The following is an 18,060-nucleotide window of genomic DNA, read 5'->3' on the forward strand; positions in this document are numbered from 1 at the left end:
CGGCGCGCCCCCGTCCATCCCCGCCGCGCCGGACGGCGCGCCCCCGTCCATCCCCGCCGCGCCGGACGGCGCGCCCCCGTCCCAAGTCAGCTGCACCGATCCCGTCGGCGCGATCCCGCTCACCAGATGCCCCAGCCAGTCGTCGCCCGCCGTCGGGAAATCCTCCCGCCAGTGGCACCCCCGGGTCTCCTGCCGGGCATACGCCGCCGCGACCAGCGCCGAGGCGACGGTGAGCAGATTTGCCGCCTCCCAGCTCGCCGTCCGGGCCGCGGCCGTCTCGGTCCCCAGCCGCACCAGCTCCGCGGCGCTCGCCGCCAGCGACTCCGCCGACCGCAGCACGCCCGCGCCCCGCGTCATCGCCCGCTGCAGCGCCGGCCGGGTCGCCGGGTCGGCCGCCCAGCCGACCCGGTCGTCGTCGCCGGGCGCCGGGTCGGACTGCGCCGGCAGGTCGCGGGCGATGTCGTCGGCGATGCGCCGGGAGAAGACCAGCCCCTCCAGCAACGAGTTGCTGGCGAGCCGGTTCGCGCCGTGCACGCCGGTGCAGGCGACCTCGCCGCAGGCGTACAGGCCGGGGATGGAGGTGCGGCCGGACAGGTCCGTGCGGACGCCGCCGGACGCGTAGTGCGCGGCGGGCGTCACCGGGATCAGCTCCGTCACGGGGTCGATCCCGGCGGCCCGGCAGGACGCGACGATGGTGGGGAAGCGCTGTTCCAGGAACGCCCCGCCGAGGTGCCGGGCGTCCAGGTGGACGCGGTCGACGCCGTCGGCGATCAGCACCCGGTGGATGCCCTTGGCGACCACGTCGCGGGGCGCCAGCTCGGCCAGCGGGTGCTGGCCGACCATGAACCGCTTGCCGTCGCCGTCGACCAGGTGCGCGCCCTCGCCGCGCAGCGCCTCGGAGACCAGCGGCTGCTGCGCCCCGCCGGCCGGCACGACCAGGGCGGTGGGGTGGAACTGGACGAACTCGAGATCGGTCACGGCGGCCCCGGCACGCATCGCCAACGCGACGCCGTCGCCGGTCGAGACCGCCGGGTTGGTGGTCGCGGCGAAGATCTGCCCCATCCCACCGGTGGCCAACACGACCGCGCGGGCCAGCACGGCCCCCACGCCGTCCTCGCTGCCCTCGCCGAGCACGTGCAGCGTCACCCCGCACGCCCGTCCGTCGCGGTCACGCAGCAGGTCCAGCACCAGCGCGTGCTCGACGAGGCGGATCCACGGGTCCCGGCGCACGGCGGCGTGCAGCGCCCGCTGCACCTCCGCGCCGGTGGCGTCGCCGCCCGCGTGCACGATCCGGTTGGCGCGGTGCCCGCCCTCCCGGGTCAGCATCAGCGAGCCGTCGGAGTTCCGGTCGAACTCCGCCCCGAGGCGGATCAGCTCGCGAAGCCGGGTCGGGCCCTCCTCGACGAGCGTCCGGACCGCGCGCGGATCGCAGAGCCCGACCCCGGCGATCTCGGTGTCCGTGGCGTGCGCGTCCGCGGAGTCCAGCGGGTCCAGGACCGCCGCGATCCCGCCCTGCGCCCACCGGGTCGAGCCGTCGTCGATGTTGACCTTCGTGACCACGGTGACGTGCAGTCCCGCCTCGCGCAGGTGCAGCGCGGCGGTGAGCCCGGCGATCCCGGACCCCACGACCACGACGTCGGTGGTCTCCGCCCAGCCGGGCGCCGGCGCGGCCAGCCGGCGGGGCAGCGCCGGCAGGTCAGGTCTGCGAACGTGCATCCGGACAGTCAACCGCGCGCGCTCACCGAGCCGAGCGCCGGGGGCGGGGATTGAGCGGGCCGTTACTCGTACTGGATGGGAAGCGCGCCGGCGCCGGCGCCCTTCAGCGGCTTCGTCACCGTGCGGTCGCTGAGCCACAGGTAGCACCGGACGCCCCGGTTGCCGGCCTTCCAGTCGCCGCTGCCGCCGGGCAGCGAGATCACGCCGACCCGGTACTTGAGGTTCCCGTCGTCGGGCAGCCCCGCGTACCGCGCGATGACGCTGCGGCACTCGTTGTGGAACCGGCTCCAGTCCGCGTCCTTCGTCGGATACGCGATGTCCGGAGCCTTCCAGACGCCCGCGAACTCGCCGTTGTGCGGCTTCGCGCAGCTCGTGGCGGGCATGGTGTCGATGGAGTCGTCCTTGGCGAGCTTGATCGCGTAACAGCCGAGGCGCAGCGGCGACGACGGCGCCTTCAGGGCGTTGCGCAGACTGGCCGTGCGGGTCGCGGTGTCGCCGTTGTCCTCGATGGTGGTCACCTCGGTGACGTCGCACCGGAACCAGCGCGAGCCGCCGGCCCAGGCCGCGGCGGACGGGAGCGCCATGCCCATCCAGAGCCGGCCGGTCCGCCAGGCGCCGCCGACGTACTGCGCGGTCTTGGCGTCGCACTCGGCGTACGCGGCGCGCAGCTCGGCGGAGCCCACGGGCGGCGGCGTGCTGCGCTTGCCGGCGCTGCCGCCGAGTGTGCCGACGTGCACGGTCTCCACGCGGTGGCTCGTCGCGCAGTCGACGGGGTCGAACGCGGACAGGTACGCGGTGTCGGCGAAGTCGGCGGCGTAGCAGGTGCCGGCGGGCGGCGTGAACGATTTCGGGCTCGGGACCGCCGCCCAGTCGTCGGTCAGCGCGCCGTCAACGCCGGCCGGTTTCCCGCAGGCCGTCAGCAGCAGCGCGGCGGCACCGCCCAATGCCACAGCGGTCAACCAACGACGCATCGCGTCCCTCCCGGCCGGCAGCACTCTCCGGCGGCCGAGCATACGGCACCCGCCTGACGGCCCTGCGGCGTCGACACTCGGCGTCACGCAGCGTCACGCAGCGAGGGTCTGGTCCCCCCGGACCAGGTCGCCGGCCATCCCCGGCGCCACGCCCGCCGCGTCGCTGTCGAGCTGGATCACGCGGTTCGCCGCGTCGACGTGCACCACCCGCGGCTCGTACGACCGCGCCTCGGCGTCGTCCATCTGCCCGTACGAGATGAGGATGACCAGGTCGCCCGGCTGCACGAGGTGCGCCGCCGCGCCGTTGATCCCGATCACGCCACTGCCCCGCTGACCCGGGATCACGTACGTCTCCAGCCGCGCGCCGTTGGTGACGTCGACGATGGCGACCTGCTCGCCGGGGAGCAGGTCCGCGGCGTCGAGGAGGTCCTGGTCGATGGTGACCGAGCCGACGTAGTGCAGGTTGGCCTGCGTCACCGTGGCGCGGTGGATCTTGGACTTGAGCATGGTGCGGAACATCGGAGATCCTTTCGGCGTCCGCCGGTCAGGGGCTATCCGGACCGCGGGACGGTCCGTGTCGACTGGGCCTTCGGTTACTGAGCGGGAGCGAGGTCCGCCGGGGCGTTGTCGATCAGGCGGGTCGTACCTACCCGCGCGGCGACCAGCAGGCGCGCCGGACCGGACCCGGGTGCCGGACCCAGGTCCGGGTCCGTCAGCACCAGGTAGTCCACCTCCACGCCCTCCACACCGTCGAACGCTTCGCGGGCCGCCGCTATTGCCGCCTCCGCGCCCGCGCCGCGCCCGGCCGCCGCCGCGCCGGCCCGCAGCGCCGCCGACAGGCTCAGCGCGGCCTGCCGCTCCGGCGCCGACAGGTACCGGTTCCGGCTGGACAGCGCCAGGCCGTCCGGTTCGCGTACGGTCGGCACCCCCACGATCTCGACCGGCACTTCCAGGTCCCGCACCATCAGCCGGATCAGCGCGAGCTGCTGGTAGTCCTTCTCACCGAAGAACGCGAGATCGGGGCGGGTGAGCTGGAGGAGCTTGAGCACCACGGTGAGAACGCCGTGGAAGAAGCCCGGTCGGCTCGCCCCCTCCAGCCGCTCCCCCAGCGGCCCCGGGTTCACCCGCACCGCGGGCTCGCCCGCCGGGTACATCTCCTGCGCGCTCGGCGCGAACACCAGCGCCGCGCCCTCCCGCTGGCAGAGCTCCAGGTCCGCGTCGAGAGTGCGGGGGTACCGGTCGAAGTCCTCGGTGGGCCCGAACTGGAGGGGGTTCACGAAGATCGTCACGATCACGTGGTCGGCGCGGTCGCGGGCCGCACGCAGCAGCGCCGCGTGCCCCTCGTGCAGCGCGCCCATCGTCATCACCACCGCGACGGTGCCGGTCATCCGGCTCCGCGCCGCGGCGAGCTCGCCGCGGGTCCGGGCCACCTCCGGCGCCACCGCCACCCCCTGCTGATCACGCGTCATGCCGCCGCCTCCCGCTCGGCCGGCGCGGCGTCGGTCGCCAGCACGTCGAGCAGCGACTCGGCGTCCGCCGGGCGCAGCCGTCCCGCCGCGATGGCGCGGTCCGCGGTGCGCCGGGCCAGCGCCACGTAGGTCGGAACCGACTCCGGGGCGGTCCCGGCGAGCCGGTCGAGGTGCCGGGCGACGGTGCCGGCGTCGCCGCGCGACACCGGGCCGGTGAGCGCCGCGTCCCCGAGCCGCAGCGTGTTCTCCAGCGCCGCGCGCACCAGCGGGCCCAACACCTTCTCCGGGTGCCGCACGCCGGCGTCGCCGAGCCGGTCCAGCGCCTCGTTCACGAGCGTCACCAGGTGGTTGGCGCCGTGCGCGAGCGCGGCGTGGTAGAGCGGACGGTCGGCCTCGGCGACCCACTCGGGGCTGCCGCCCAGCTCGGCCACGAGCCGCTCGGCGAGCGGCCGCAGCGGCGGCGGCGCGGTCAGGCCGTACGAGATGCCGGCGAGACGGTCGAGGTCGGCCGGCTCGCCGGTGAAGGTCATCGCGGGGTGCAGCGCCAGCGGGCGGGCCCCGGCGGCGACGGCCGGCGCCAGCACGGCGAGACCGTGCGCGCCGGAGGTGTGCGCCACGACCTGACCCGCGCGCAGCGCCCCGGTCTCGGCCAGTCCGGCGATCACGGCAGCGAGCGCGTCGTCCGGCACCGCGACGATCAGCAGGTCGGCTGCGGCCCGGGCCACCTCGTCGGCGGGCAGGTTGGCGGCGCCGGGCAGCAGGCGCGCGATCCGCGCCTTCGCGGCGGCGGAGACCCCCGAGGCGGCGGCCACGTGGTGGCCGGCCCGGGCGAGAGCGGCGCCGAGCACGGCGCCGACCCGGCCGGCGCCGATCACGCCGACGGTGAGGGAGGAAGAATCGGCCCGCCCGCCGGAGCCGGCGGGGGCCTGAGCCGGGATCGCCGGGGCATGGCCCGGGCGCTGGCGCGGCGATGCGCTCATGATGTGATCCAGTCCTCGAAGTGTGGTACCGGTCGCCCGCAAGTATGCGCCGGGATCGCGGAGCCGACACAACCATGTGTGAAAACCTTCACCCGCCCTCCGAGATCCCCACGATCTTGGAGTTATGGCGCGGAAATGGCCGAAATGTGGAGCCACAAGTCCAAGATCGTCGGAATCTTGGCGGAGGGAGCGCGGTGCGGGTGCGGTGGCGGGACGCGATGGCTCGCGCGCTGTACGGGGCCGGCGGGTTCTTCGTCGCGGCGGGGTCCGAGCCGGCGGGGCATTTCCGGACGAGCGTGCACGCGTCGCCGCTCTTCACCGAGGCGCTGCTGCGCCTGCTCGACCGCGTCGACGCGGCGCTGGGTCACCCCGAACGGCTCGACGTGGTCGACGTGGGCGCCGGCCGGGGCGAACTGCTCGCCCGGCTCGCCGGACAGGCACCGGCCCCGCTGGCCGGACGGCTCCGGCTGACCGCGGTCGAGCTGGCCCCCCGCCCGGACGACCTGCCGCCCGCGATCGCGTGGCGATCCGACACGCCCACCGAGCTCACCGGCCTGCTGCTCGCGACCGAGTGGCTGGACAACGTGCCGCTGGACGTCGCGACCGACGGCCGGTACCTGCTGGTCGATCCCGAGACCGGCGACGAGGGGCCGGGACCCCGGCTAGACGCGGCGGACGCCGCCTGGGCGCGGGAATGGTGGCCGGCGCCCCCGCAGGACCGGGTGGAGATCGGGCGGGCCCGCGACGACGCCTGGGCGGGCGCGGTCGCGGCGCTGCGGCGCGGGCTCGCGCTCACCGTGGACTACGGGCACGTTCGTGCCGAGCGGCCGGCCGGCGGGACGCTGACCGGGTACCGGCACGGCCGCCAGGTGCCCCCGGTGCCCGACGGCAGCTGCGACGTCACCGCTCACGTCGCGCTGGACTCCGTCGCGGCGGCCGGCGCGGCGGCCGCCGACGGAGCGCCGTACACCCTGCTCTCCCAGCGGGCGGCGCTGCACGCGCTCGGGATCGACGGGCGCCGACCGCCGTTGGCGCTCGCCGGCACGGACCCGGCCGGCTACCTGCGCGCGCTGGCCGCCGCGACCGCCGCCGCCGAGCTCACCGACCCCGCCGGGCTCGGCGCCCACCGATGGCTGCTGCAGCCGGTCCGCGCCCAGCTCGACGGGCTGCTCGGGTGAGAACGACGGCGGCCGTGGCACGATGCTGGGCATGACCACCGACACCGGGGCGCTGCGCGAGCTGACCGTCGGCACCGGATCGGGCCTGGACACCGCGGACATGGTGCTCAACATCGGCCCGCAGCACCCGTCCACCCACGGCGTGCTCCGACTCAAGCTGGTCCTGGACGGCGAACGGGTGGTCGCCTGCGAGCCGATCGTCGGCTACATGCACCGGGGGGCGGAAAAGCTTTTCGAGGTACGCGACTACCGCCAGATCATCGTGCTCGCCAACCGGCACGACTGGCTCTCCGCCTTCTCCAGCGAACTCGGCGTGGTGCTCGCCGTCGAGCGGATGATGGGCATCGAGGTGCCCGAGCGGGCCATCTGGCTGCGGACCGCGCTCGCCGAGCTCAACCGGGTCCTCAACCACCTGATGTTCCTCGGCTCCTACCCGCTGGAGATCGGCGCGATCACGCCGATGTTCTACGCGTTTCGCGAGCGCGAGGCGCTGCAGACCGTGATGGAAGAGGTCTCCGGCGGGCGCGTGCACTACATGTTCAACCGCGTCGGCGGGCTCAAGGAGGAGGTCCCGGCGGGGTGGACCCGTCGCGCCCGCGAGGCGATCGACGAGGTCCGGCGCCGCCTGCCCGACCTGGACAACCTGATCCGGCGCAACGAGATCTTCCTGGCCCGCACCGTCGGGGTTGGGGTGCTCACCGCCGAGCAGGCCGCCGCGTTCGGTGCCTCCGGTCCGGTCGGCCGCGCCTCCGGCCTCGACCTGGACCTGCGCCGCGACGACCCCTACCTGGCCTACGGCGAGCTCGACGTCCCCGTCGTCACGCGGACCACCGGCGACTGCCACGCCCGGTTCGAGGTCCTCCTCGACCAGGTGTACGTCTCCCTCGACCTGGCGCAGCAGTGCCTCGACCGGGTCGATCAGATCACCGGGCCGGTCAACGTCCGGCTGCCGAAGGTGGTGAAGGCCCCGGAGGGGCACACGTACGCGTGGACCGAGAACCCGCTCGGGATCAACGGCTACTACCTGGTGTCGCGGGGCGAGAAGACGCCGTGGCGGTTGAAGCTGCGCACGGCGTCGTACGCGAACGTGCAGGCGCTGTCGACGTTGATCCCCGGCTGCCTGGTGCCGGACCTGATCGCGATCCTCGGCTCGATGTTCTTCGTCGTCGGCGACATCGACAAGTAACCGCACCGCGGCCGTCCACCGCGCGCGCCCTGACGGGCGCCCCGTCAGCGCCAGCCGTCGTCGGAGTACTCGTACTCCATCCGGCGGCCACGGCCGGCGCGCGGCGCGTCGTCGACCGGCGGGTAGCCGTACCCCTCGTCGTCCCGGTGGCGCCGCCCGCGCCGCACCGGTTCACGCTCCGGCTCCGCCCCGACCTGCGTCCAGGACGCCGGCATCGCGGTGCCGCCGGCCGGCAGCGCCGCCGGCCCGCCCCGGCGGTCCCAGCCCGTTTCCTCGCGCGCTCCCCGGTCGGCGTCCCGCCACCGCGGCTCCTCGTCCCACCGGGCGTCGTGGCTGCCGTCCCGCCAGGGCCCGTCGCGCCGGGGATCCTCGTGCCGCACCGCCGCCCACCGGTCCTCGACGCGCAGCTCCGCCCCGGACTCGTCGGCGTACATGCTTGCGCGCCGCTCTCCCATCCGCAGCTCGCGCCCGTGCTCGTCGCTGCGCACGCTCGCCCACCGGTCGCCGGCCCGGACCCCGGACCAGTCGTCGTCGGCCGGGCCCTCGTCGTACGGGCGGCGGTCCCCGCCGCGCGGCTGCGGTCGCAACTGGTCGCCCCAGGGATCCTCGTCCGCCTCGGCGCGCCGCCCCCGCTGCGGCGGCCGGCTCCGCTCGGCCACCGGCTCCGCCTCGTGGCCGCCGTACCCGCCGCCGTCGTACCCGCCCCCGCCGTAGACGTTGCCGGCGTTCGGCTCCTCGTGGTGCGGGTCGTGGTGCGGGTCGACGACGGTGTGCCGGGTGGTGACCTGAACGGTCTCGGTGTGCCGCACCAGCGCGCCGGAGACCGGCGGGCGCGGCATGGGGATCGCGGCGACAGGGACGCTCGCCCGGCCGCCGCTGGGGCTCCGCGCCGGCTGCTGGTGCCCCGCCGCGCCCTGCGCTCCGGCCGGCGCGCCGTACTGGCCGGCCGCGGGCGGGCGAACGGGGCCGGGGTGCTGCGCCGCGACGGGCATCGGCGGGTCGGTGTGGTCGTATCCGTCGTAGCCCGGGCGCGGCGGTTCGACGCGTCCCGTCGCGACCTGCGCCCGCAACGCCTCCACGTTGTCCTGCACCACCTGGAGCTTCTCGCCGAAGGCCCGGTGCGTGGCGCGCGCGGCGGTCGCGATGTCGTGGCGCAGATCCTCCCGCAGCGCCTCGACCTCATCCAGGAGCGTCTCCTCGAGGTGGAGACGAACGGTCTCGGAATCACCACGCAGCGTTATCGACAGTCCGATGAGGACGACCGCCAGCACGGAGAGCACGGCGGCCATTCGCAACGAGCCGCTTCCCTGCGCCAGGAGCAGCAATAACGCAGCTAGCGGGGCCAGTCCGACCCCCACCCAGAAGAGCGCCATGAGTAGCGTTCGGCGGCGACTGTCCGCTGAGGCCTCCGGGGCTGGCATGCCTGTGGAGCCTACCGAGAGTTGCGGGTCAACGGAATGGCCGGACGTCGATCGGCGGCCCGGGTTCGCCGGAATCTCCTCCGCTCCGGACGCGACCGGCGGACGCCCCGGTCCCGGAGCGCCCCGGAACGAGGCCGGCCGGCGTCGCGGACGCGACGCCGGCCGGCGGGAAAGCTGGCGGGTCAGCCCGCGGCGAGCTCACCGTCCGAGGAGAGGACCAGCCCGACGCTGGCCGCGCCCGTCCGCAGCGCCGACTTGGTCTGCGGCCCGCCCGCGTCCAGCGAGCTGAACGAGCCCGCGTTGAAGTTGTACGTCTGGACCAGCCCCGGCTGGCACTTCGGGCGCTGCGGGCACTCCGGCGGGCCGGCGAGCACGGTCGCGGAGCCGGAGCACTTGGCCGCGAGCTCCGAGAGGGTACGCACCGCGTACTTGTCGGCGAACTCCTTCGTCACCGCGAACGCGTTCTGGTCCTGCGCCGCCGACGCCTTGCCGAAGGTGATGCCGACCTTCTCGCCGAGCGGCTTCAGCCCGGCCATCGTCTTGTCGATCTCGGGAGCCGAGACCTCCGGGGACTTGAGCTTCGGGGCCAGGAAATCGGCGATGCTCGCGGCGTACTCCGGCACCACCTGGATCTCACCCTTCTCCAGCGCCGGCTCGTAGAGCTCCCGGTTGCCGATCTGCTGCACCGTGACCTCGTAGCCCGCCGCGGTCAACACGATCCGGTAGAGCTCGCCGAGGATCTGGTTCTCGCTGAAGTTCGCGGCGCCCACCGTGATCTTGCCGCCCGCGCCCCGGCTGAGCCCCTCGGTGAGCTTGGCGTTGCCGGCGAACTCCTCCGCGGCCACCTTCGGCGTCTTGCGGTCGACGCCGACCGCCTTGTTCAGCGCGATCAGCTTCGGGGTGTCGAGCGCGTCGGAGACCTTGTCCAACGCGGCGACCAGGTCGGGCTTGGCGACCTTCGCGTTGATCGCCGGCACGACGTTGTCGCTGTTCTGCAGCTTCTTGTCGTCGGCGAGGACGACCAATGTGTTCCCGGCGACCGGGGCGCAACCGGCGCCCGACGCCGCGCCTTCCGGCGCCTTCGTGCCGGAGGAGCCGGCACCGCCACATCCAGTGAGCAACCCCGCCGCGGCCACCGTGCCGACGGCGGCCAGAGCAAGACGTGAACCTGCGCGCATGACTGCCCGCCTTCCGTGTCCCGGCGCGACCACGATGGCCGGCCGCGTGTCCGACGGGCGGTTCTTTCCCGTTCGCCCGTGACTTTCACCCAACATCCTCACCGGTTCGACCGACAACCTCGGGTGGCAGTTGTCACCGGATCGTCATCTATGACGCCTTTCGCGGACCTCGGGGAGTGGTCGGGGTCACGCCTGCCCGGCCGCGGCGGCGCGTCGGCGCGCCCGTCCGCCGGTGCGGCGCAGCGGCCGCGGCGTGACCAGCCGCTCCAGGAGCGCCAACACGCCCTCGACCGCGAGCGCCAGCAGCGCCACCAGCAGGCCACCGGCCAGAATCTGGCCGCCGCCGGTGGCGATGCCGAGACCGAAGCCGGCGCTGATGATCTGCCCGAGCCCGCCGCCGTTGACGAAGGAGGCCAGCGCCGCGGTCGCGACCACCTGCACGGCCGCGGTGCGGAACCCCGCCGCGAGGTAGGGCACGGCCAGCGGCAGCTCGACCCGGCGCAGCAGCTGGGGGCCGGACAGCCCCATGCCGCGGGCGGCGTCCCGGACCTCGGGGTGGACCTCGCGCAACCCGGTGTACGCGTTGGCGAGCAGCGGCGGCACGGCGAAGACCGCCAACGCGATGATCACTGGCCGCTGGCCGAAGCCGAGGAAGGTGAGCGGCAGGATGGTCAGCAACGCGATCGTCGGGATGGCGAGCGTCACGTTGGAGATCAGCACGACGGCGGCGCCGCCGCGACCGGTGTGCCCGAGGTAGAGCCCGACCGGCCACGCCACCAGACAGCCGAGCGCGACGGCGACCGCGGAGATGAACAGGTGCTCACCGAGCCGGTCCAGGACGCCACCCGGGTTGGTCCAGTTGAGTGGGTCGTTGAGCCACACGACCGCCTGCTCGACGGGGTTCACGCCTCGGCCCTTCCGGTCGCGGTCATCGGGACGCGCCCCGCCGGTGCCACGGCGTGAGCAGCCGACCGGCGGCGGCGAGCACCAGGTCGAGCAGGAGGGCGAGCACGACGGTCAGCACGGCGCCGGTGACGATCTCCGCCTTGTACGTGTTGTTCCGGAAGCCGCCGATGATGAGCTGCCCCAGCCCGCCGTGGCCCACCAGGACCCCCACGGTCACGAGCGCGACGGTGGAGACGGTGGCCAGCCGCAGCCCGGTCACGATGCCGGGCAGTGCCAGCGGCAGCTCGATCCGCAGCAGGCGCCCCCATCTGCCGTACCCCATCCCGGCGGCCGCGTCGTGGACCTCGGCGGGCACCTGGTCCAGGCCGACGAGCACGTTACGGATGATCAGCAGCAGCGCGTACAGCACCAGACCGACCAGCACGGTTGTCGTGCCCAGTCCCAGGTACGGGGCGATGAACGCGAACAGTCCGAGGGACGGGATCGTGTAGAGCACGCCCGACAATGCGAGAATCGGCCCGGTGAGGGGGCGGAACCAGTACGCGAGCACCGCGAGCGGGACGGCCAGCAGCGTGGCGATCAGCACCGCCTGCACGGTCAGCGTCGCGTGCTCGCGCAGCGCGGCGACGATCGTGTCAGAGTTGTCCCGCACGTACTGCCAGGAGAACCAGGGATTCCCCGGGTCGTCCCGGTAGGCCAGGCGGAAGGACATACGTGGACGGTACCCCGGGGGGCGGCTCGGGCGCGGCGCGGACAGCAGTGCCGACCAGCGCGGCGTCGATCGAGCTCGACGGAGTCCGCAAGGAGTATCCCGACGGCACGGTCGCGGTCGGCGACCTCAGCCTCACCGTCGCCGCCGGCGAGGTGGTCGTCCTCATCGGGCCGTCGGGATGTGGCAAGTCGACCGTGCTGCGGATGATCAACCGGTTGGTCGAGCCGACCGCCGGCCGCATCCTGCTCGACGGCGAGGACGTCACCGGCGCCGACCCGGTACAGCTACGCCGGCGGATCGGGTACGTGATCCAGAACGTCGGGCTCTTTCCGCACGAGACGATCCGCGCCAACATCGGCACGGTGCCCCGTCTGCTCGGCTGGCCACGGGCGCGGATCCGGGCCCGCGCCGACGAGCTGCTCGAGCTGGTCGGGCTCGATCCGGGCCGGTTCGCGCGCCGCTATCCGCACGAGCTCTCCGGCGGTCAGCGGCAACGGGTCGGCGTGGCCCGAGCGCTGGCCGCGGACCCGGTGCTGCTGCTGATGGACGAGCCGTTCTCCGCGGTGGATCCGATCGCCCGCGCGCGGCTGCAGGAAGAGTTCCTGCGGCTGCAGGCCGAGGTGCGCAAGACCGTCGTGCTGGTCACCCACGACCTCGACGAGGCGGTGCGGTTGGGCGACCGGATCGCGTTGCTCTCCCAGGGCGGCAGGCTCGAGCAGTACGCGGACCCCGCGACCCTGCTCGGGCAGCCGGCCTCGGAGTTCGTGCGGGACTTCGTCGGCGCCGACCGCGCCATCCGGCGGCTGGCGGTCATCGCGATCACGCGCGAGATGCTGCTGCGGCCGGACGCCGCGCCGGAGACCGACGGCTTCCCGGACGTGCCGTTGGGCTCGTCGCTCTACGACGCGCTCGCCCGGATGCTCACCGCCAACGCCGATTACGCGCGGGTGACCGACGGGCACGACCACGTCGGCCTGATCAGCCGGCACCGCATCCTCAGCATCGACTATCCGGCAGACCCGGTGCCGCGGCGCGGCGGCGACGAGGCCCGGCCGGGCCCCGAGGAATGAGCCCGACGATCAGCGGTTGAGCAGATAATCGATGAAGGCGGCGCGGAGCAGCGGCTCGGTCTCGGCATAGCCCTCGTGGCCGGTGAACTCCCGCCACAGCGCCGACGCCTCGTCGACCGTCGGGCCGACGCTGTTCGGCGACCCGTCCAGCACCGCCGCCTCGTCGGCGTTCGGCAGGTGCTGCACGACCGACCAGAAGAAGCGGACGTCGCGCCGTTCCCGCGCGAGGTCGAAGGCACGCTCGCGCAGCTCCTCTGTGGACAGCGTGTCCAGCTCGGCGAAGGAGAGGCCGGATCCGTTCGACGGTGACGATTCGGTCATGGCGCCGAGCCTAACCGTCGGCGCCGGCGGCGGCACGGCAAGCGGCGGTACGCCGCACGCGCCACGGCGTTGCCGTGGCCCCCCGGTGGCCGCTCAGCGACCGCCGCCCCAGCGGTCGTCGTTCCAGGCGTCGCCGCGTCCCTCCGTCGGCTGCGCCGGCAGCGCCGACGACCACGACTCCGGGGGCTCCGGCCCCGCCGAGGTCCACGCCGGGCGCGGCGCGTCACGTTCCCAGTCCGGCTCGTCCGTGTCCCGCGCCGACCGGGGCCGGCCGAACGACTCGACCAGCCGGGTCACCATCAGCCCGACCGCCAGCACGACGCCCGCGATGGCGTGCAGCGAGATGTTCCAACCCCGCAGCTCCGCGTACGTGATGAAGAGCGCGAGCAGGGCGACCGCGAACACGGTGCCGGTGACCCCGCCGCGACGGCCGAAGGCGCTGGTGCCCGCGAGCAGCGCGATCCCCAGGCCGAGACCGCTCCACTCGATCCCCGGCGACGGCGTCACCGGCGCGCTGGTGCTCGACGCGAGCAGCACGCCCGCGACCGCCGCGACGACCATCGACACGACGATCGAGCCGCCGGTCAGCGTCGCAGCGAGCGGGCCGCGCCGCTCGGCGGGATCGGCGACCGGCCGGAACCGGCCGACGGCCCGCCGGATCGCCTTGATCGAACCGAACGCCGCGCCCACCAGCGCCAGGGTCACGAAGCCGGCGAAGAGGTAGATCGCGTGCCGGGTGGGGTCGTACTCCCCCTGCAGCTCAACCGGGCCGGACCGCTGCTGAATGAAGACGATCGCGGCCAGCGCGGCCGCCAGGCTGGCCGCCCAGCCCGGCACGTGGAAGCCGACCGCGAGCGCGGCCACGACCAAGCCGAGCGCGGCCGCCCCGCCGGCCGCGACGAGGACCGCGACGACCACCCCGCCGTCGCCGTTCTCCGCGAAGTGCAGCGCGGCGGCGACGGCCACCGGCCCGATGGCGAGGTTCGGCGCCCCGGTGCGCAGCGTCAGGCCGGCGGCGAGGGCGAGGAGCCCGAGCCCGGTGGCGTAGACCAGCAACGAGTCCAACGCCGGCCGCTGCACGGCTGCGGGATAGTCCCGGTACAGCAGCGAGGCCACGCCGGCCGCCGCCGCGATCAGCACGACCTCCCACAGGAAGTGCACGGCCATCCGGTCGCGCCCGCGCTCGCCGTGCGCCGGGTCGTCGAAGACCTCGTCGAGCGCGACCGGGGAGAGGGTGCGCCGCTGAGGCGCCGCGACCGGCTCTGGATCGACGAAGTCGCCGGCACCGAAGCCGGTCGACTGGTAGCCGGAGGCGGCGGAGCGGAAATCCGTGTCGGCGCGGTAGCTCGGGTCGTCGTAGCGGGAACCGGTGCCGACCTGCTCCGTACCGCCGTCACCTCGCCGGTAGGCGGAGTCGTCGTACGCCATCTCGCGCGCCTCCTGTGGTCGTCGACCCGACCAGGCCCGGCCCCGCGGATGGCGGGGGTCCGAACCGTCCGACGCACGGTACCCGCGTCCGGGTCCGGCCGTCACCCCCTGTATTTATCGCGCCGACGCGCGTGCCGCGGCTATTGGACCGGTTCGTCCGGCCCGCGGCTCTCGTCGTCGGGCCGGTTCGGCACCCGACACGACCGTTCCAGCCACAGTGCCGCGGCCACCAGGGCCAACGACGCGATCAAGCCGCTCGCCGTCGCGGGGATGTCGTTGTACGCGGCGTTGGTCCGCTCCAACGCCAGCCAGGCCAGCAGGCCGGCGTAGAACCCCGCGAAGATCGCGCCGGCCAGCGAGGACGCCTTGGCCAGCACGACGAACCGGGCCACCGCGAGCGGGTCCACGGGGTCACGGCCCGGCCGCCGCTCGACGCGGGCCCGCGTGTTGACCGCGGCGTACCCCTCCAACACTGCGAGCCCCACCAGCGTCACGGTCGGTAGCCATGGAAGCGGGGGTAGCGCGTTGTAGGAGCTGGTGATGAGCAGCCACGCCAGCCCGGCCGCGGCGAGGCCGGCGACGACGAGGGTGGCCGGACGGGTCGGCCCCAGGGTCGGCGGCGGGGTCGGCGACCGCCGCGGCGGCGTCTTCGGTGCGCTCACGCCGCCGTCCCGTCGACGCCGCCGCAGACGCGCGCCCCGCCGTCGGGGACCCCGCCGTCGGGGGCGCAGCAGACGCGCCCGATGATTCGCACGCTCACCACGTCGACTCTAGCGGCAGATCGCCACGCGGACGCAGCGCGACAAGCTCGGTCGCGAGGGGCTCGGCGGCCAGCAGCGCCGTGACCGGACCGTGCCCCGGCAGCGCGGCGTCGGGCTCGACGTCGAGCCAGGGCCGCAGCACGAACGCCCGCAGGTGCGCCCGCGGGTGCGGCAGCGTCAACTCGGGCGCGTCGCTGCGGACCGGTGCCCCGTCGTCCGCCCAGACCCCGATCACGTCGACGTCCAGACTGCGCGGGCCGAACCGCCGCTCCGGATCGCGAACCCGGCCCGCGGCCTCCTCGATCGCGCGCGCCCGGCCGAGCCAGTCCCTCGCCGACGCGGCCGGATCACGGACCAGCAGCACCGCGTTCAGGTACGGCGGCTGGTCCGGGTCGCCCCACGGGGGCGTCTCGTACACCTCGGACGCGGCCACCAGCGCGCCGTCGAGGGCGCGCACGGCCGACCGGAGATGGCCGATCCGGTCGCCGAGGTTGCTGCCCACCGACAGCACCGCCCTGGTCATGGCCGCCGCCGGGTGACGGTGACGGCGACGTCGGCGAACTCGTGCGGAATCGGCGCCTGCGGCTTGTGGACCGTCACGGTGACCCCGTCGACCCGCGGGTCGGTGAGGCATGCCTCCGCGAGACGCTCGGCCAGCGTCTCGATCAGGTTGACGGGCTCGCCGGTCACGATCGCGACCAGCCGCTCCGCCAGCTCGCCGTAGTGCACGGTGTCCGCCACGTCGTCCGAGCGCGCCGCCGGCCCGAGGTCCAGCTCGAGCGCCACGTCGACCAGGAAGTCCTGGCCCTGCGCGCGTTCGAAGTCGTAGACCCCGTGTCGGCCGTGCGCGCGCAGGCCCCGGAGCTCGATCCGATCCGTCACGCCGCCTCCTCCAGGGCCAGCCGCGGCCGACCGCTCGCCGCCCAGACCGCGAGCGCGTCGACCGTGCCCCGGACATCGTGCACCCGGACGCCCCAGGCGCCGGCGGCCACCGCCAGGACGCTGGTCGCGCTCGTGGCGGCGTCCCGCTCGACCGGCGGCCGGGGGGTGCCGTCCGGAGCGGCCAGCAGCGATCCGAGATAGGACTTGCGGCTGGCGGCGAAGAGCAGCGGGTAGCCGAGCGCGAGCAGCTCCGCCAGGCGCGCGGTGAGCTGCCAGTTGTGTTCGGCGCGCTTGGCGAACCCGAGGCCGGGGTCCACCACGATGCGGTCGGCGGGGACTCCCGCCGCCAGCGCCTCGTCGACGCGCTGCCGCAGCTCCGCGGCGACCTCCGCGACCACGTCGGTATAGCTGGCCAGGTCCTGCATCCGCGCGGAGTGCCCACGCCAGTGCATCAGCACCCACGGGCAGCCCGCCTCCGCCACCACCCTGGCCATGTCGCGGTCGGCGAGGCCGCCCGAGACGTCGTTGACGACGGTCACGCCCGCCGCGAGCGCGGCGGCGGCGACGCTCGCCCGGGTGGTGTCGATGCTCATCGGTACGCCGGCCGCGGCGAGCTCGCGGATGACCGGCAGGACCCGGCGGATTTCCGTCTCCGCGTCCACCCGGCCCGCGCCGGGCCGCGTCGACTCGCCCCCGACGTCCACCAGGTCGGCGCCCTGGCGGTGCAGCTCGATCCCGTGCGCGATCGCGGCGTCGACGCCCGCGTAGCGCCCACCGTCCGAGAAGGAGTCGGGCGTGACGTTGAGGACGCCCATCACCACGGGGTGGGCCGGCCGCAGCAGATCACTCACGGCTAGACCGTACCCACCGGCACGGACGCCCAGGATGGCAGCACGGATTAGAACAGATGTACGATGAAGCCGACAGACGGATCCGGGGCGGGACGCCGAGTGACGTTCCTCCCAGCTTGTTCCGGACAGGGCCTCCCCGTACGCTTTGCAATTGCGAATCATTCAGACGTCGAAGCTTGAGGAGATGGGCCAAACCAGGACATGACGCCCAGAAAGCATCACCCGTTGCGGTGAATGCGAAGCGCAGAGTCATCGGGCATCGTGTCCGACTCGGCGTACCGCGCAGCTTGACAACTGCAGTGTCGCGGCTCCGCCGGCCGCGCACCGGGGAGGTTTCCAATGATCGCCATAGCGCTCGTCGAGGGAGCGTGGACCAGCGCCACGCAGACCGCGAACGCGCTCGATATCGTCCTGGCAGCTCCGGCCCCCACCGGCTTCAACACCGAGGGCGTCGTCTCGTTCCTCGCCAGCAAGATCGCGCCGATCCTGCTCGCGGTCCTCGGCGTCATCTTCATCGGGCGGGCCAGCCGGGGCGAGATCTCGAAGGTCCTGACCAGCTCCGCGATCGCGATCGTCGGACTGGCCTTCATCGCCGGCGCCGCCACGCTCTTCTTCGTCGGCGACTACCTGATCAACTTGATGTTCAAATAGGGCGCGGAGCAGGAGATGCGGCTGCGCACCGATGACGACATCTACCGGGCCCGCCTGGTCTACCTCGGGCCGCCCGGCTACACGCTTCCCGTGCACCTGCCGTACGCGCAGTACGGCATGTTCATGCTCCTCGTGCCGCTCTTCATGTTCATCCACTGGCTGTTCACGTTCACCGTCGAACTCTTCCCGGCCTGGGAGATCGCGCTGGCCATCGTCACGACGTCGTTCATCTTCCGGTACGTCGACCCGGATCTCCCGGCGCGCATGGTCATCCGCACGGCCCTCACCGACTGGCGTCGCACCCGCGAGCCCGCCGCGGAGCAACGGGATCCGCGGCTTGTCGCCACCCGCATCCGGGTCCGGGAGGAACTGGTATGAC

General features: G+C 74.0%; 19 protein-coding genes and 1 pseudogene. 5 read left to right on the top strand and 15 right to left on the bottom strand.

The genetic code is table 11. The annotated features are described in order from the left end of the window. Window positions 1–36: 36 nt before the first annotated feature. The 5 genes and pseudogenes from BLW47_RS03570 to BLW47_RS03590 all read right to left on the bottom strand — a co-directional run. Window positions 37–1,716: pseudogene (locus BLW47_RS03570) on the bottom strand (L-aspartate oxidase); the annotation flags it as partial. Window positions 1,717–1,778: 62 nt separating this feature from the next. Beyond that, the gene (locus BLW47_RS03575; protein WP_091552496.1) at window positions 1,779–2,687 is read right to left on the bottom strand and encodes a septum formation family protein; all 909 of its coding nucleotides are present in this window, start codon (window positions 2,685–2,687) and stop codon (window positions 1,779–1,781) included. A gap of 93 nt (window positions 2,688–2,780) precedes the next feature. Continuing rightward, window positions 2,781–3,206 (bottom strand): aspartate 1-decarboxylase, encoded by a 426-nt coding sequence (gene panD / locus BLW47_RS03580; RefSeq protein ID WP_091551271.1) that lies wholly within the window; start codon window positions 3,204–3,206, stop codon window positions 2,781–2,783. A 74-nt stretch (window positions 3,207–3,280) separates the two neighbouring features. Then, on the bottom strand, window positions 3,281–4,156 hold the full coding sequence (panC, locus tag BLW47_RS03585) for a pantoate--beta-alanine ligase (protein WP_091551274.1): 876 nt from the start codon (window positions 4,154–4,156) through the stop codon (window positions 3,281–3,283). Next, window positions 4,153–5,136 carry a Rossmann-like and DUF2520 domain-containing protein gene (locus tag BLW47_RS03590; protein ID WP_091551277.1) on the bottom strand — a complete coding sequence of 328 codons (984 nt, stop codon included), beginning with the start codon at window positions 5,134–5,136 and terminating at the stop codon, window positions 4,153–4,155. The genes panC and BLW47_RS03590 overlap by 4 nt, the downstream gene beginning before the upstream one ends. A gap of 194 nt (window positions 5,137–5,330) precedes the next feature. On the opposite strand from BLW47_RS03590, the gene BLW47_RS03595 reads away from it, so the two are divergent. Both BLW47_RS03595 and BLW47_RS03600 read left to right on the top strand, forming a co-directional pair. Continuing rightward, window positions 5,331–6,314 (top strand): SAM-dependent methyltransferase, encoded by a 984-nt coding sequence (locus BLW47_RS03595; protein WP_091551280.1) that lies wholly within the window; start codon window positions 5,331–5,333, stop codon window positions 6,312–6,314. A 22-nt stretch (window positions 6,315–6,336) separates the two neighbouring features. After that, window positions 6,337–7,500 carry an NADH-quinone oxidoreductase subunit D gene (locus BLW47_RS03600; protein WP_091551283.1) on the top strand — a complete coding sequence of 388 codons (1,164 nt, stop codon included), beginning with the start codon at window positions 6,337–6,339 and terminating at the stop codon, window positions 7,498–7,500. 44 nt (window positions 7,501–7,544) lie between these two features. Here BLW47_RS03600 and BLW47_RS03605 read toward each other — a convergent pair whose 3' ends face one another. The 4 genes from BLW47_RS03605 to BLW47_RS03620 all read right to left on the bottom strand — a co-directional run bounded on the left by BLW47_RS03605 (window position 7,545) and on the right by BLW47_RS03620 (window position 11,717). Beyond that, window positions 7,545–8,921, bottom strand: coding sequence for a splicing factor U2AF large subunit (locus BLW47_RS03605; RefSeq protein WP_139307146.1), 1,377 nt, complete (start codon window positions 8,919–8,921; stop codon window positions 7,545–7,547). A gap of 182 nt (window positions 8,922–9,103) precedes the next feature. Continuing rightward, entirely contained in the window at window positions 9,104–10,099 is a 996-nt protein-coding gene (locus BLW47_RS03610; RefSeq protein ID WP_091551288.1) for a glycine betaine ABC transporter substrate-binding protein, read from the bottom strand. A 186-nt stretch (window positions 10,100–10,285) separates the two neighbouring features. Beyond that, window positions 10,286–11,005, bottom strand: a complete 720-nt coding sequence (locus BLW47_RS03615; RefSeq protein WP_091551290.1) for an ABC transporter permease — start codon at window positions 11,003–11,005, stop codon at window positions 10,286–10,288. 22 nt (window positions 11,006–11,027) lie between these two features. Beyond that, a complete protein-coding gene (locus tag BLW47_RS03620; protein ID WP_091551292.1) occupies window positions 11,028–11,717 on the bottom strand; it encodes an ABC transporter permease in 690 nt (229 codons plus the stop codon). Between the two features lie 2 nt (window positions 11,718–11,719). On the opposite strand from BLW47_RS03620, the gene BLW47_RS03625 reads away from it, so the two are divergent. Then, window positions 11,720–12,787 (top strand): ABC transporter ATP-binding protein, encoded by a 1,068-nt coding sequence (locus tag BLW47_RS03625; RefSeq protein WP_245736315.1) that lies wholly within the window; start codon window positions 11,720–11,722, stop codon window positions 12,785–12,787. Between the two features lie 9 nt (window positions 12,788–12,796). Here the strand turns inward: BLW47_RS03625 and BLW47_RS03630 are convergent, their stop codons facing one another. The 6 genes from BLW47_RS03630 to folP all read right to left on the bottom strand — a co-directional run bounded on the left by BLW47_RS03630 (window position 12,797) and on the right by folP (window position 16,994). Beyond that, the gene (locus BLW47_RS03630; RefSeq protein ID WP_091551297.1) at window positions 12,797–13,108 is read right to left on the bottom strand and encodes a hypothetical protein; all 312 of its coding nucleotides are present in this window, start codon (window positions 13,106–13,108) and stop codon (window positions 12,797–12,799) included. Window positions 13,109–13,201: 93 nt separating this feature from the next. Beyond that, window positions 13,202–14,536 carry a hypothetical protein gene (locus BLW47_RS03635; RefSeq protein WP_091551300.1) on the bottom strand — a complete coding sequence of 445 codons (1,335 nt, stop codon included), beginning with the start codon at window positions 14,534–14,536 and terminating at the stop codon, window positions 13,202–13,204. 140 nt (window positions 14,537–14,676) lie between these two features. Further along, window positions 14,677–15,147: a DUF3180 domain-containing protein gene (locus BLW47_RS03640; RefSeq protein ID WP_091552498.1), complete on the bottom strand. Its 471-nt coding sequence runs from the start codon at window positions 15,145–15,147 to the stop codon at window positions 14,677–14,679. 145 nt (window positions 15,148–15,292) lie between these two features. Beyond that, the gene (gene folK, locus BLW47_RS03645) at window positions 15,293–15,820 is read right to left on the bottom strand and encodes a 2-amino-4-hydroxy-6-hydroxymethyldihydropteridine diphosphokinase (protein ID WP_091551303.1); all 528 of its coding nucleotides are present in this window, start codon (window positions 15,818–15,820) and stop codon (window positions 15,293–15,295) included. Beyond that, on the bottom strand, window positions 15,817–16,179 hold the full coding sequence (gene folB, locus BLW47_RS03650; protein WP_091551305.1) for a dihydroneopterin aldolase: 363 nt from the start codon (window positions 16,177–16,179) through the stop codon (window positions 15,817–15,819). Before folB ends, folK begins: the two co-directional genes overlap by 4 nt. After that, on the bottom strand, window positions 16,176–16,994 hold the full coding sequence (gene folP / locus BLW47_RS03655) for a dihydropteroate synthase (RefSeq protein ID WP_425435340.1): 819 nt from the start codon (window positions 16,992–16,994) through the stop codon (window positions 16,176–16,178). The genes folB and folP overlap by 4 nt, the downstream gene beginning before the upstream one ends. A gap of 375 nt (window positions 16,995–17,369) precedes the next feature. Between folP and BLW47_RS03660 the strand changes: the two genes are divergently transcribed. Further along, entirely contained in the window at window positions 17,370–17,681 is a 312-nt protein-coding gene (locus tag BLW47_RS03660; RefSeq protein WP_091551311.1) for a hypothetical protein, read from the top strand. A gap of 15 nt (window positions 17,682–17,696) precedes the next feature. Further along, window positions 17,697–18,059, top strand: coding sequence for a hypothetical protein (locus tag BLW47_RS03665; RefSeq protein ID WP_091551315.1), 363 nt, complete (start codon window positions 17,697–17,699; stop codon window positions 18,057–18,059). Window position 18,060 lies beyond the last annotated feature (1 nt).

Origin of the sequence: Micromonospora pattaloongensis (genome assembly GCF_900107255.1) — a bacterium.
GTDB classification, from domain to species: Bacteria; Actinomycetota; Actinomycetes; order Mycobacteriales; family Micromonosporaceae; genus Micromonospora_I; species Micromonospora_I pattaloongensis.

Coding starts and splice junctions, on each gene's coding strand:
- BLW47_RS03635 (WP_091551300.1), bottom strand. CDS start 14,536: ATGGCGTACGACGACTCCGCCTACCGGCGAGGTGACGGCGGTACGGAG.
- BLW47_RS03620 (WP_091551292.1), bottom strand. CDS start 11,717: ATGTCCTTCCGCCTGGCCTACCGGGACGACCCGGGGAATCCCTGGTTC.
- BLW47_RS03590 (WP_091551277.1), bottom strand. CDS start 5,136: ATGAGCGCATCGCCGCGCCAGCGCCCGGGCCATGCCCCGGCGATCCCG.
- BLW47_RS03660 (WP_091551311.1), top strand. CDS start 17,370: ATGATCGCCATAGCGCTCGTCGAGGGAGCGTGGACCAGCGCCACGCAG.
- folK (WP_091551303.1), bottom strand. CDS start 15,820: ATGACCAGGGCGGTGCTGTCGGTGGGCAGCAACCTCGGCGACCGGATC.
- panD (WP_091551271.1), bottom strand. CDS start 3,206: ATGTTCCGCACCATGCTCAAGTCCAAGATCCACCGCGCCACGGTGACG.
- BLW47_RS03575 (WP_091552496.1), bottom strand. CDS start 2,687: ATGCGTCGTTGGTTGACCGCTGTGGCATTGGGCGGTGCCGCCGCGCTG.
- panC (WP_091551274.1), bottom strand. CDS start 4,156: ATGACGCGTGATCAGCAGGGGGTGGCGGTGGCGCCGGAGGTGGCCCGG.
- BLW47_RS03605 (WP_139307146.1), bottom strand. CDS start 8,921: ATGCCAGCCCCGGAGGCCTCAGCGGACAGTCGCCGCCGAACGCTACTC.
- BLW47_RS03630 (WP_091551297.1), bottom strand. CDS start 13,108: ATGACCGAATCGTCACCGTCGAACGGATCCGGCCTCTCCTTCGCCGAG.
- BLW47_RS03610 (WP_091551288.1), bottom strand. CDS start 10,099: ATGCGCGCAGGTTCACGTCTTGCTCTGGCCGCCGTCGGCACGGTGGCC.
- BLW47_RS03665 (WP_091551315.1), top strand. CDS start 17,697: ATGCGGCTGCGCACCGATGACGACATCTACCGGGCCCGCCTGGTCTAC.
- BLW47_RS03600 (WP_091551283.1), top strand. CDS start 6,337: ATGCTGGGCATGACCACCGACACCGGGGCGCTGCGCGAGCTGACCGTC.
- folP (WP_425435340.1), bottom strand. CDS start 16,994: ATGGGCGTCCTCAACGTCACGCCCGACTCCTTCTCGGACGGTGGGCGC.